Here is a 13,070-nt window from a genome sequence, read left to right on the forward strand (position 1 = left end):
CGCCCTTTATCTTTTTGGAGACGACATGGATATTTTGTGCAGCAAGAGCGAGGGCATTCTGACCCTGGAATTCAACCGCCTGGAACGCAAAAATGCGATCACGGGCGCCATGTACCAGACCCTGGCCGATGCGCTGGTGGCGGCCGAGACCGATGATGAAGTACGCGCCATCCTGATCTGCGGCAAGCGCGAGATTTTCACGGCCGGCAACGACCTCGATGACTTCATGAAGACGGCGCGCCCGAAGGATGGCTCGCTCGACCATGACCGTCCCGTGTTCCAGTTCATGCGCGCCCTGTACGGCAGCAGCAAGCCCGTGGTGGCGGCTGTTTCCGGCCCGGCCATCGGTATTGGCACCACCTTGCTGATGCATTGCGACCTCGTCTACGCGGCCGACAATGCCAGCTTCTCGATGCCGTTCACGCAACTGGGTCTGTGCCCGGAGTTCGGCTCCAGCCTGCTGCTCACGCAACTGGCCGGCTATCCGCGCGCGGCGGAAAAATTGATGCTGGGCGAGTCGTTCCCGGCCAGCGAAGCGCTGGAAATGGGCCTGGTCTCGAAAGTCGTGCCCCTGTACGACTTGATGACGTATGCGCAAGGCCAGGCGGCCAAGCTGGTAGCGTTGCCAGCCGCCTCGATCCGCGCTACCAAGCGTTTGATGAAGCAAAGCCGCATGGAGCCGATGAAGGCCGCCATCGCCGAGGAAAACAAACTGTTCAGCGCCATGCTGGGCGGCGCCGAAGCGAAGGAAGCGTTTACGGCCTTCTTTGAAAAGCGCAAGCCGGATTTCAAGAAGTTTGCCTAAGGCAGGGCCTGACATCTCGTCGGACCCGGCACCATCTGATTTGGACATGATGATCGGTGATGAGAATGCGGTGGCCGGTGCTGCCGCAATTCATCGAATGGATTTTTCTCAGCCCCCGGCCTGCGTAGGAGGATGTGCCTTCAACGAGTGATGGAAGCGGCCAATTCCGAGCTATCGAGGAAGAATGCGCGGTTGTCAGCGAGTTTCTCGATCATGAAATCAATAAAAGTCCTCACCCGCAGAGACTGTTCCGCCCGATGCCCATAGTAGATATAGATGGCGCCGCACTCGCTGACATGCTGCATGAGCAAAGGCACGAGCCGGCCGCTACGGATATGCGGCATCGCCTCGAAACTCCCTAGCTGTCCAATGCCAAGACCCGATAACACCGCCCGTGTCTCCATCGCGGTGTCATTCACGCAAATGACGGCCGGTATGTCCCGATGCACAATTTCATCGCCGATCTGGAACTGCCATTGGGCGACCTTGCCTGTATTTGCCCACCGATAGCCGGTGCAGCTGTGCTGGCTCAGTTCGTCTATCGTCCGAGGAGCGCCGTGGCGCTGAATGTAGTCCGGCGATGCGCAAACGATCAGCTGAATGGGCACGAGCCGCCGCGCAATCGACCCTCCCGAGGGCGGCGGCCCACCCCGGAAGCCGACATCGGCGCGTCCGCTCACCAGATCGGTGAACTGGTCATCGAGCTGGATGTCGAGCTGCACTTTGGGATGGGACTGGTGGAATAATTCGAAAAATTGCCAAAGCACGGACAGCCCCAGCGACTGGGGAGCGTTGATGCGCAATATCCCGTTCACTTCGTCCTTTGACCGGCGCGCTTCGTCGAGGGACGACGACAGTATGGCCAGTGCCGGTTTCACGCTGTCGAACAGGCGCTGGCCTTCTTCCGTCAAACTCAGCTTGCGCGTGGTGCGGTGGAACAGGCGCACGCCAAGTGATTTTTCCAGCTGGATCACCGATTGGCTGGCCGCCTGCGGCGAGATGCCCTGGTCGATGGCCGCGCGCCGCAAACTGCCCAGCGTTGCCGTGCGGACGAAGACGGTAATGGCGCGGATATCGTTCATGGAGCGAGAATGATTAGCAAGTTTTAGTTGATTATCATTCTAGCATTTGACCACTAGTTCATGCCAATTTTTGCTTCTATCATTCGCCCTTTAAGCACCTCGGGAGCAGAATGATGAAGAACGTTCAACAGCACGAATTCAAGCGCGTCTGGTTGATCACCGGTGCATCCAGGGGCATCGGCGCGCTGATTGCAGAGGCGGCACTGGCGGACGGCAATGCGGTGGTCGCAACCGGGCGTAACGCGGCAGCGGTCGTCGAGCGGCTTGGCACATCCTCCGCGTTGCTGCCGCTTGCGCTCGACGTGACGAATGAGGAGCAAATCAGGCTGGGCGTGCGTGTTGCGCTGGAACATTTTGGGCGTATTGACGTGCTCGTCAATAATGCGGGCTTCGGTCTGCTGGCTGCCGTGGAAGAGTCTGGCGATGCGGATGTGAGACGGATGTTTGACACGAATGTCTTCGGCTTGCTGAACGTGACGCGCGCCGTGCTGCCCACAATGCGGGCGCAGCGTTCCGGTCACGTGATCAATATTTCATCGATCGGCGGCTATCAGGCTGCGGCAGGGTTCGGGGTGTATTCATCGACAAAATTTGCCGTCGAAGGCATCACGGAAGCCATGCATACCGAACTCAAGCCACTGGGAATTCACGCCACCATCGTTGAACCAGGTTATTTCCGCACCGATTTCCTCGATGCCTCATCGCTGCTCGTAGCACCCGATGAAATTGGGGATTACGCGGCGACTTCGGGCGCCGTGCGCAGACAAGCGTTAGCGCTGAACCACAATCAGCCCGGTGATCCCAAAAAATTGGCGGCCGCCATGCTCCGCCTTGCCGACGCGCCCAATCCGCCACTGCGCCTTCCCATGGGCACCGATACGCTGGCTGCGATTGCTGCAAAAAACGCCTTTGTGGCACAGGAAATGGAGACGTGGCGCGAGCTCTCCGCATCGACGGATTTTCCCGCCTGACAGAGTTTGACCGGGGGGCCATGCCTGAATTTGCCCATATAAGCGGTTTGCAGCTGCATCCCCCGATGCTTGAAACCATTATTGATATCGCGTTCGCTGGCAAGGAATAACGCATGAGCACATCTGATTCTGTTGGCAAAGTTCTCCACCATCACATACGGCGGATGTCAGGACGCGATCCGCACGAGCCGCACCGTGTCGCATCGTCTCTGGAATTGTTATTCGACCTGACTTTCGTCACATGCTTTGCGTTTGCCGCGGCACAGTTCGCACACGCACTCGCGGCAGGCCATTACGCCAGCGCGCTCATCGGATTTGGATTTTCGAGCCTCTGCATCTGCTGGGCCTGGTTCAATTTCACGTGGTTTGCATCCGCCTACGACACTGACGACTGGATTTTCCGCATCACCACCATGGTACAGATGACGGGTGTGCTGGTGCTGGCGGTTGGCTTGCCGCGCCTGTTCTCTTCCCTCGAACACGGCCAGCAGCTCGATAACTCGGTGATGGTACTTGGCTACGTGATCATGCGCGTGGCGCTGATATTTCAATGGTTGCGGGCAGCGAGGCAAGACGTCGCACGGCGCCGCGCGTGCCTCACCTATGCCGCCGCCATTGCGATTGCCCAGATAGGCTGGATAGCGATTATTCTTTTCCCTTTCTCGATGGGCGTGACCATTGCCCTCGTTGTCATCTGGTTTCTCATCGAGTTCGCCGGCCCCGTGCTGGCGGAGCGCAAGGATGGCGGTACGCCCTGGCACGCGGAGCACATTGCCGAACGCTACAGCCTGTTCGCCATCCTTGCCTTGGGTGAAGGGTTGGTCGGTACGGTCGCGACTTTGTCTGCCGAAATAGAGCACCAGGGCTGGACACTGGAAACGGCGCTCGCTTGCCTTGCAGGTGTCGGACTGACCTTTGGCATGTGGTGGGTGTATTCCATTCTGCCGTCGGCAAATGTGCTGCACGTGCATCGCTCACGCGCTTTCATCTGGAGCTATGGGCAGATACTGATCATTGCATCTATTGTGGCGACGGGGGCTGGCCTTGACGTCGCGGCGAACCTGATTGAAAACAAGGCCCATATCGGCACACTCCCGGCCCTGCTCGCCACCGCGATTCCCGTGACCATTTTCCTCGCCTTGATTTATGCGCTCCACTATTTTCTTGTGCGCCGCTTCGACCAACTGCATATATGGCTTTTGCTTGCAACAGCCATCGTCATCGCGACAGCGATCATGGCGGCGATCTTTGGCGCGAATATCGTTGAATGTCTCGGTATTCTGCTCTTTGCACCGGTCATCACGGTCGTCGGCTATGAAGTCTTGGGACACCGTCACCAGGACGAAATGCTCACGTCCGTTAATGTGTGACGCAGTGCGCGAACCGATTGCATGCTGTTGATAGGGCTGCCGGCAAGCAAACCTGACATTTTTATCTTTTATGATACTTTTCTGAAGAATTTCATTTTTTTACGCTAATTCATTGATTGCGACAATTGTCATTCTCAAATGATGTGAGAGTCCGTGGCCATACGCTTTCACAGCCATGACGGCCAGTTAATGCGTATTGTTCGAGTATTGCTGCTGCAGTTAAAAACAGGAGGAGCATTCATGATTCGATTGGTGTTGCTGTTATTGGGCGTCGAATATCTACGCAAGCGCTGGCGCGGTATCCTGTTGATCGGATTGATATGGCTGCTCGCAGGCCTGGTCATATTTATCGACGCACTCGATAACGCACTGTACTTCCCGATCAATTTCTTTGCTTACCTGTTCCTGGCCGAAGGCCTGGCAACGCTGGCTGTGGCATGGACAGGCGTCGGCGGCCAACGCATCCTGCGATACGTGAAAGGCTGCGCCGTCGTGCTGGCGGCGATGCTGATCTTCGCCGGTCACCACCATGGCAATTTCCTGTTATCGATGATTTTTGGGACGCTGTTTCTCGCCGATGGGCTGATACAGTGCATTTCCGCTTACATGGTCCGCTATCGCCGCTGGCGCGTGGCCTTTTCGTGGGGTGTGGCCGAGATTGCGCTGGCCATTTTCTTTTATCAGCCCTACCCGACGCATTATGTCGGCACACTGCCGTATTGTCTGGGCTTGTTTTTGATGTTTGGCGGCGCCAACTTGATCGCCCTGGCCGCCCGTGTTCGCCGCATGAGCGATAACCCGGCGCTGTCGGAATCGGTGCGGCCTGACGTTCAGCCGGATGAGCAGCTTGCTTCCGCATTCACGCAAGTGGAGTGGGAAGGTCCTCCCGCGGACCATGAGCAGGCGCTGACGGTGCACGTCTGGACGCCTTCCGGTTCAGCCAAGTCGCCCACCCAGAATTACCCGATCGTCGACCGCTATATCGCCGCGGTCGATGTCAACGGCGTGATCTCCACCGGGCATGCGGCATTGGAGTCGCCGGAGGGTATTTATATCAGCCTGTATCCGAGTGTGGAGATTGACCGTTCGCCCGACGATTTCGGGCGCCTGCTGCGCGCCACCCGCGAAAATGACGTACCGGGCGTATTCCAGCCCGATTACGCGACAGAGTCGAAGGCATGGTGCCCGTCCACCGTTCAGGTCCGTATCCGGAATTATGACCCACGCCAGCTGCAGTCTTTCTGGCGCCATTATCGCGAGGACGCGACTTACAATCTCACGCATCGCAATTGTTCCAGTACCGTCGCCCGGGCTCTGGAAGCGGCTATCGACGGCGCCGTTGGACGTCTGTACGGGGAGCGAGCAGGCTGGAGAGTGTTTTTCCGCATCCTGGCGACACCGGAACTGTGGGTCGCCGCCCAGATCCGCAAGCGTGCCGTGACGATGGCGTGGACGCCCGGGCTGACGCTCGATTACTCCCGAGCGCTCAGCATGCTGGCCGACCCGCGTCCGTTCGCCTGGTGGAAATTGGCAAGGACCGCCTTCAGCCGGATGGCGCAATTGCGCCGCGAATGGCGCGCCCAGGATCATGGCGCCGTTGATCTTCGCGAGCAGCCTGATGAAGACGCCATGCGTGACAAGCGCGCGTAGGTCGCCGCTGCTGCATTGAAATAGAGGCCTCTAGACGACTGGTCTAATTGTGCTACAATGCCTCGCATGAAAGCTGAATACACCGACGTGCGCCAGCACATTATCGACCAGGGCAAGGCCATCATCACGCGCAAGGGTTTTGCCGGGGTGGGGCTGAACGAGATCCTGTCGGCCGCCGACGTGCCCAAGGGCTCTTTCTACCATTACTTCAAGTCCAAGGAATTGTTTGGAGAAGCGATGCTGGAAGATTACGTCACCGGCTACCTGGACGAAATGGAGCTCGTGCTGGGCCAGCCCGGCCAGAGCGCGGCGCAGGCGCTGATGGCGTATTGGGCCAGCTGGACCAGCGAGAGCCTCGATGGCAGCGGCTGTGATTGCCGCTGCCTGGTCGTCAAGCTGAGCAGCGAAGTGGCCGACATGTCGGAGCCGATGCGCGTGGCGCTGCTCGACGGCACCCACCGCATCATCGCCAGGCTGGCCTTGGCCATCGCGCGGGGCAGGGTGGACGATACCTTGCCATCGGTGGCCGATCCGGCGCAGATGGCAGCCACCTTGTACCAGCTGTGGCTGGGCGCGGCCATGCTGACCAAGCTGCGGCGCGACGCCAGCGCCTTGCAAACGGCCTGGCGGGCGACCCTGGCCATGTTGCAGCTGCCGCCGGACAGCGACCGATAAGCAGTGTACCAAGTAAACAAGCGGATACAGCACGTCCGCGTTTTTTGAATTGCATTCTAGACGACCAGTCTAATAATAAAGGAGCCGCAGCATGAAGAATTTTGAATTCCATAACCCGACGAAGATCGTGTTCGGCGCCGACACCGTCAGCAAATTGTCCGCCCTGGTGCCGCACGATGCGCGCGTGCTGATTTTGTACGGCGGCGCCAGCGCGGAAAAGACCGGTACCCTGGCCGAGGTGCGAGCTGCTCTTGCGGTGGGCCAGCGCAGCGTGCAGGAGTTTGGCGGCATCGAACCCAATCCCAGCTATGAAACCCTGATGCGCGCCGTGGCCCAGGTGCGCAATGAGAAAGTGGACTTCCTGCTGGCCGTCGGCGGCGGCTCCGTGATCGACGGCACCAAGTTCGTCGCCGCCGCGGCCCTGTACGACGGCGAGCCGTGGGAAATCGCCGAGCGCGGCGGCGCCAATGTGCAGCGCGCCTTGCCGTTCGGCACGGTGCTGACCTTGCCGGCCACGGGATCGGAAATGAACAGCGGTGGTGTGGTGACGAAAAAAGCCACGCATGCCAAGCTGAGTTTTCGCAACCCGCTGCTGTACCCGCAGTTTTCCGTACTCGACCCGAGCAAAACGTTTACCTTGCCGGCCACGCAGGTGGCCAATGGCCTGGTCGACGCCTTTGTCCATACCACGGAGCAGTATCTGACCTATCCGGTGCAGGCGCGGGTGCAGGACCGCTTTGCCGAAGGCTTGCTGCAGACCCTGATCGAGATCGCGCCGCAGGCCGTCGCTTCGCCCGACGACTACGAAACACGCGCCAACCTGATGTGGACCGCCACCCTGGCCTTGAATGGCTTGATCGGCGCCGGCGTGCCGCAGGACTGGGCCACCCACATGATCGGCCACGAACTGACGGCCCTGTACGACATCGACCATGCGCGCACCCTCGCCCTGGTGCTGCCGGCCCTGCTGGACGTACAGCGCGAGCAGAAACGCGGCAAATTGCTACAGTATGGTGAACGTGTCTGGAACATCACCGAGGGCAGCGACGATGAGCGCATCAATGTTGCCATCGCCAGCACACGCGCCTTCTTTGAAGGCCTGGGCATTCCGACCCGTTTGTCGGCCTATCAGCTGGGCCAGGAAGCGGTGGAAGCGGTACTGACGCAATTGGAAGCACATGGCATGACCTCACTCGGCGAACACCGCGATATCGACCTCGCGCGCAGCCGCCGTATTCTCGAAGCAGCACTGTAACCCTGACATAAAAGGAAACAGCATGAACATCCTGATGGTACTGACCTCGCACGACCAACTCGGTAATACCGGCAAGAAAACCGGCTTCTGGCTGGAAGAATTCGCCGCGCCTTACTATGCCTTGCAAGAAGCGGGCGCGAAGCTGACGGTAGTGTCGCCCCACGGCGGCCAGCCGCCGCTGGACCCGAAAAGCGACGAGCCGGAGTCGCAAACGGACGCCACGCGCCGCTTCAAGCAGGACGCCGATGCGCAAGCTGTGCTGGCCAACACGGGCAAGCTGGCCGACGTGAAGGCAGCGGACTTTGACGCCGTGTTTTACCCGGGCGGTCATGGCCCCCTGTGGGACCTGGCCGAAGACCCGCACTCGATCGCGCTGATCGAGCAGATGATCGCCGCCGGCAAGCCCGTCGCCGCCGTCTGCCATGCGCCCGGCGTGCTGCGCCACGTGAAGGCAGCTGACGGCACGCCGCTGGTGCGCGGCAAGCAGGTGACGGGCTTTACGAATACCGAGGAAGAGGCCGTCGGATTGACGGCCATCGTGCCTTTCCTCGTCGAGGACATGCTCAAACAAAACGGCGGCGTCTACTCGAAGCTGGGCGACTGGCAGCCGTACGCCGTCACCGATGGCTTGCTGGTCACGGGCCAGAATCCCGCATCGTCGGAAGCGGCCGCGCAGGCGCTGCTCAAGCTGCTGGGCTGATACCCGGGTAGCGCGTCCGGCTGCTCGTCGTCACACCGCAGTGCGCCCGGCGGCCATGCCTGCCAGGATCAGGCCGACCGAGGCGTGCCATTGCGTCTCGCTGGCCGGCCTGCCCGCTAGCGCATAGCCGTGCAGGAAATCGACGACGGCATCGCGCCCGCGCAGCCGGGTTTTCTTGTCCAACTCGAGACCGTCGAGGGCCTGCTCAAACAGCGCCGTGAACCGCTCGGCCACGTCGGCTTGCTCCACCAGCCCGCGCGCCATCAGGCGCACGAAATACGGCGTGGCGCTGACCAGCTCCAGATACAGCGCGCACAGCGCGAGCAGACGACGCTGCGGCCCCTGGCGTTGTGTAAACGGTGGCTGGCGCGGATCGAGCGCGGCAAAACGCTGCGCCATCAAGGCCAGCAATAATTCCTCTTTCCCCGCGTAGTAGTGATACACGGCCATGGCGTCGACGCCCAGGCTGTGTGCCAGCGCGCGCATGGAAAATGCGTCACCTTTTTCTTCCAGCAGGGCCAGGGCCGCTTGCAGGATGGCGGCGCTGTCCAACGCGGGCTTGGTGCGGCGCGGACGTCCGGCGCGGCGCACGGGAGATTCCAGGTCTTGAAGTTTTTTGGTTTTCATGGGCATAATTCTACACTGTAGAATTAAATCAAGGAGCACCCATGCAAAAACCTTTTGTCAGTGTGTTTCTCGGCATCAGCCTCGATGGCTGCATCGCGGGAGAAAACGGCGACCTGTCCTGGCTGGCCGAACTGGCGCCCGACTCGCCCGAGGCCACCGGTTACACGGCATTGATGGAGCAAGTCGATACCTTGCTGATCGGCCGCACCACGTATGACGCCGTGCTGGGGTTCGAACCGTGGCCGTATGCGGACAAGCGCGTGGTGGTATTGAGCCATCGCGGTTTCGCACCGCGCCATGGCGAGCAGCGCCGTGAAGGCAGCGTGCGGGAAGTGCTGGAGACGCTGGCGGAGGAGGGTTGCCGCCACGTGTATCTCGATGGCGGCGCCGTCATCCGCGCCGGTTTGCGTGAGGGGATCATCGACAGCCTGACCTTGTCCGTGCTGCCCGTGGTGCTGGGCAAGGGCGTGCGCCTGTTCGAGGACGGCTTGCCGCGCAGCGATTGGCGCCTGGACGGCACGCGCCAGCTGCCCAGCGGCGTGGTGCAGCTGCGCTATCGGAAAAATTAGTCTGCGCTGGCGATGTCGACGATAAAGCCGGGATCGTAGCGTTCATTTTCCGGCGTGCCGTCGGGGCGCTTGTAACCGCAGGGGTTGCACACGACGCGGCAATCCTGGACGCGGTAGTCGAGCGAGGCATGCATGTGGCCATGCACCCACAGGTCGGCCTGGGCCACCACATCGTCCAGCTGCGAGGCGAAAGCGGGCGAGCCCAGGTTCGCCGCGTATTGCTCTTCCACCGACAGCATCGATGGCGCCATGTGCGTGATGACGACCGTCTTGCCATTGAAGGGCTGCGCCAGCTGCCGCTCCAGCCAGGCGCGGTGCCGCGCGTGCAGCTGCGCCGTGTCGCTCGCACACAGCAGGCGCGGCGTGTCGCCGCCCGTGCTGATGCGTTTGTAGTCGGGCATGTAGGCTTGCGCCGCGCTCAATGCTTCGTCCCGGCGCTCCTCGCCGAACAGCAGGAAATCCGTCCACAGCGTGACGCCGAGGAAGCGCACGCCGCCAAGCGTCACCGCGTCGCCGTCGAGCAGGCGGATGTTGGCGCCCTGTGCATTCGCGCTGGCGCAGGCGCCGCGCACGGCGTCCTGCATGTGCTCGAGCTGGTGGCCATAGCCTTCGTGGTTGCCATGCACGTACAGCACGGGCAGGGCGCCAAAGGTGCGCGCGGCCCAGGCGATGGCGTTGCTGCCCGTGTCGATGTCGCCGGCCAGGATCACCACGTCGGGTCGGCAGGCGGCAAGGTCGATGGCGGGGGTGTCGTCACCCCAGACTTCCAGGTGCAGGTCGGACAGGATCAGCAGACGCATGGCAATAGGGGAGCAGTGACTGGGCCTCTATCGTAGCGCAAGTCGCCGCGCCCGTCTGCTTGACCGCGCAAGGGTAGCGACGTTACCCTGTGGCATCGATTACCGCAACTTACCCTGGAGCCGCATGCCGCCTTTCTTCCTTCCCAAGACCTTGCTCAGCATCGCGCTGGCCGCCATGGCGCTGCCGTTTGCCGCGCATGCGGAAACGCCCGCCATCGATCCCTTGACGCAGCCGATCGCCTCACCCTATGCGGCACAGTGGAACCGCCCGCAGCAGCCGGCGCGCATCCACGGCGACACGTATTACGTGGGCGTGGGCGGCTTGAGCGTGGTGCTGATCGACACGCGCGAGGGATTGATCCTCATCGATGGCGCGTTGCCGCAATCGGTGGCCGCCATCAAGGAGCATATCCTCGAGCTGGGCTTTCGCCTGGAAGACATCAAGTTCATCTTGAATACGGAAGCGCATTTCGACCATTCGGGCGGCATCGCCGCCCTGGCCCGCGACAGCGGCGCGCAAGTGGTCGCCAGCCCGCTCGGTGCGCAGGCGCTGCGTGCAGGCTCGGTGCTCGCCATGGATCCGCAAGCGGGTGAAATCGACCCCATGCCGGCCGTGGAAAACGTGCGCGAAATCGTCGATGGCGAAACCCTGCAACTGGGCGACGTGACCGTCACGGCGCGCTACACGCCCGGCCATACGCCGGGCAGCACCAGCTGGACCTGGGTGTCGTGCGAGGATGCGGAGCGTACCGACTGCCTGAACGTGGTGTTCGGCGCCAGCCTCACGCCGGTGGCGGCCGACGATTTTCACTACCTGGGCGATGAGCGCCATGCGGACCTGACGCCGGCCTTCCGCCAGGTCATGCGGGATTTCGCCAAACTGCCGTGCGACATCCTGATCTCGGCTCACCCCGACCACTCGGGCGGCGACCGCAAGCTGACGCAATTGCTGGAAGGCGTCACGCCGAATCCCTTTATCGATACGCAGGCGTGCAGCAGCTATGCGGCCAAAAATGAAGCGAAGCTCGATGCGCGCATCGCCAAGGAAAAAGCGGCTGCGACAAAATAACAACGTTGGCGCGTTCGCCATGAAAAGCGGTTGACGCACTGCAGCATCCGGTGCAGAATCATCGTCCGCAGTGCAGATTAACCCAACAAAAGAAAGGATACCCATGTTCGAGCAGGCTGGCAGCAAGTCGTACCTCCACTAGCCCCGCGCATGACGCTCGGGGCCATCGGCATCTTGCCGATCCCGAGCCGGTGTCCTTGAAAACCCCGGTGAGGAAACTCGCCGGGGTTTTTTGGTTTACCAGGACCCCGGCATAACGCAGACATCAGGAACACCGTTATGCCCATTCATCAGACACTGCGCGGCGCCCATGTGCCCGTGCATATTTTTACCGACGATATCGACGCGCAGGCATTGCGCCAGCTGCGCAATATCGCCAGCCTGCCCATCGTCCATCCATATGTGGCGGCCATGCCCGACGTGCATGCCGGTATCGGCGCCACCGTCGGCAGCGTGATTCCCACGCGCGGCGCCATCATTCCGGCCGCCGTGGGCGTGGACATCGGCTGCGGCATGAACGCCGTGCGCACCACCCTGACGGCCAGCGACTTGCCCGACAACCTGGCGCGCCTGCGCAGCGCCATCGAAGCGGACGTGCCCGTCGGTTTCGAGCAGCACGACTGGAGCCGCGTTCAGGGTTCGCGCCATGCACGCGCCGCGCGTCCCCTCGCCGGCCGCCTGGAGCACATCGTCGAGCGCCACCGCGGCATCGCCAAGATGCTGCGCCAGTTCGAACGCACGTGGATCTGCCAGGCCGGCACCCTCGGCGGCGGCAACCATTTCATCGAGATCTGCCTCGACGAGGAACAGCGCGTGTGGATCATGCTGCATTCGGGCTCGCGCGGCATCGGCAACGCCATCGGCCGATACTTCATCGCCGCCGCGCAGAAGGACATGCGGCGCCACCAGCTGCAGTAACTGCCGGACGCGGACCTGGCCTATCTGAGTGCAGGCTCCACGGTGTTCGACGACTATGTGGAAGCGGTGGACTGGGCGCAGGATTACGCGCTGCTCAACCGCAGCGAGATGATGCGCCGCGTGCTCGACGTGCTGGCGAAGTTTGTGCCACCGTTCCAGCTCGACGGAGAAGCCATCAACTGCCACCACAACTACATTGCGCACGAAACGCATGGCAATGCCGACTTGTACGTGACGCGCAAGGGCGCCATTTCGGCGCGGCAGGGGGAGCTGGGCATCATCCCCGGCAGCATGGGCGCGCGCAGCTTCATCGTGCGCGGCAAGGGCAATCCGGAGTCGTTGTGTTCCTGCTCGCACGGAGCGGGGCGCAGCATGAGCCGCAGCGAGGCGAAGCGCCGCTACGACCGCTTCGACCTGGCCGAACAGACCGCCGGCATCGAATGCCGCAAGGATGGCGGCGTGGTCGACGAGATTCCGGCCGCCTATAAAAATATCGACGCCGTGATGGCGCACCAGAGCGACCTGGTGGAGGTGGTGCATACCTTGCGCCAGGTCGTCTGCATCAAGGGTTGAAAGGAG

General features: G+C 61.6%; 12 protein-coding genes and 1 pseudogene. 10 read left to right on the forward strand and 3 right to left on the reverse strand.

The window, feature by feature from the left end:
- Window positions 1-25 precede the first annotated feature (25 nt).
- Window positions 26-805: an enoyl-CoA hydratase gene (locus AC4BCN_RS04080; RefSeq protein WP_058050031.1), complete on the forward strand. Its 780-nt coding sequence runs from the start codon at window positions 26-28 to the stop codon at window positions 803-805.
- 140 nt (window positions 806-945) lie between these two features.
- Here the strand turns inward: AC4BCN_RS04080 and AC4BCN_RS04085 are convergent, their stop codons facing one another.
- A complete protein-coding gene (locus tag AC4BCN_RS04085; protein WP_338680618.1) occupies window positions 946-1,887 on the reverse strand; it encodes a LysR family transcriptional regulator in 942 nt (313 codons plus the stop codon).
- 113 nt (window positions 1,888-2,000) lie between these two features.
- Between AC4BCN_RS04085 and AC4BCN_RS04090 the strand changes: the two genes are divergently transcribed.
- From AC4BCN_RS04090 to AC4BCN_RS04115, 6 genes are all read left to right on the forward strand, one after another.
- Window positions 2,001-2,858 (forward strand): oxidoreductase, encoded by an 858-nt coding sequence (locus AC4BCN_RS04090; RefSeq protein ID WP_338682228.1) that lies wholly within the window; start codon window positions 2,001-2,003, stop codon window positions 2,856-2,858.
- Window positions 2,859-2,971: 113 nt separating this feature from the next.
- Window positions 2,972-4,228: a low temperature requirement protein A gene (locus AC4BCN_RS04095; RefSeq protein WP_338680619.1), complete on the forward strand. Its 1,257-nt coding sequence runs from the start codon at window positions 2,972-2,974 to the stop codon at window positions 4,226-4,228.
- A gap of 240 nt (window positions 4,229-4,468) precedes the next feature.
- Window positions 4,469-5,878 carry an HdeD family acid-resistance protein gene (locus AC4BCN_RS04100; RefSeq protein WP_319992198.1) on the forward strand — a complete coding sequence of 470 codons (1,410 nt, stop codon included), beginning with the start codon at window positions 4,469-4,471 and terminating at the stop codon, window positions 5,876-5,878.
- Between the two features lie 66 nt (window positions 5,879-5,944).
- A complete protein-coding gene (locus AC4BCN_RS04105; RefSeq protein ID WP_490492620.1) occupies window positions 5,945-6,553 on the forward strand; it encodes a TetR/AcrR family transcriptional regulator in 609 nt (202 codons plus the stop codon).
- 91 nt (window positions 6,554-6,644) lie between these two features.
- Window positions 6,645-7,808, forward strand: a complete 1,164-nt coding sequence (locus AC4BCN_RS04110) for an iron-containing alcohol dehydrogenase (protein ID WP_490492621.1) — start codon at window positions 6,645-6,647, stop codon at window positions 7,806-7,808.
- 22 nt (window positions 7,809-7,830) lie between these two features.
- Window positions 7,831-8,508, forward strand: coding sequence for a type 1 glutamine amidotransferase domain-containing protein (locus AC4BCN_RS04115; RefSeq protein WP_490492622.1), 678 nt, complete (start codon window positions 7,831-7,833; stop codon window positions 8,506-8,508).
- Between the two features lie 30 nt (window positions 8,509-8,538).
- On the opposite strand, the gene AC4BCN_RS04120 is transcribed toward AC4BCN_RS04115, so the two are convergent.
- Window positions 8,539-9,135 (reverse strand): TetR/AcrR family transcriptional regulator, encoded by a 597-nt coding sequence (locus AC4BCN_RS04120; RefSeq protein ID WP_189396680.1) that lies wholly within the window; start codon window positions 9,133-9,135, stop codon window positions 8,539-8,541.
- Window positions 9,136-9,176: 41 nt separating this feature from the next.
- On the opposite strand from AC4BCN_RS04120, the gene AC4BCN_RS04125 reads away from it, so the two are divergent.
- A complete protein-coding gene (locus AC4BCN_RS04125) occupies window positions 9,177-9,704 on the forward strand; it encodes a dihydrofolate reductase family protein (protein ID WP_490492623.1) in 528 nt (175 codons plus the stop codon).
- On the opposite strand, the gene AC4BCN_RS04130 is transcribed toward AC4BCN_RS04125, so the two are convergent.
- Complete coding sequence (locus AC4BCN_RS04130; RefSeq protein WP_490492624.1) at window positions 9,701-10,504, reverse strand: metallophosphoesterase family protein; 804 nt, start codon at window positions 10,502-10,504, stop codon at window positions 9,701-9,703. The two genes, AC4BCN_RS04125 and AC4BCN_RS04130, sit on opposite strands and share 4 nt — an antisense overlap.
- 124 nt (window positions 10,505-10,628) lie before the next feature.
- On the opposite strand from AC4BCN_RS04130, the gene bla reads away from it, so the two are divergent.
- Window positions 10,629-11,573 (forward strand): subclass B3 metallo-beta-lactamase, encoded by a 945-nt coding sequence (gene bla, locus AC4BCN_RS04135; RefSeq protein ID WP_139092189.1) that lies wholly within the window; start codon window positions 10,629-10,631, stop codon window positions 11,571-11,573.
- Between the two features lie 279 nt (window positions 11,574-11,852).
- Window positions 11,853-13,064, forward strand: a pseudogene (locus AC4BCN_RS04140) (RtcB family protein).
- Window positions 13,065-13,070 lie beyond the last annotated feature (6 nt).

It is taken from the genome of Janthinobacterium sp. Bl 1 (assembly GCF_058215535.1).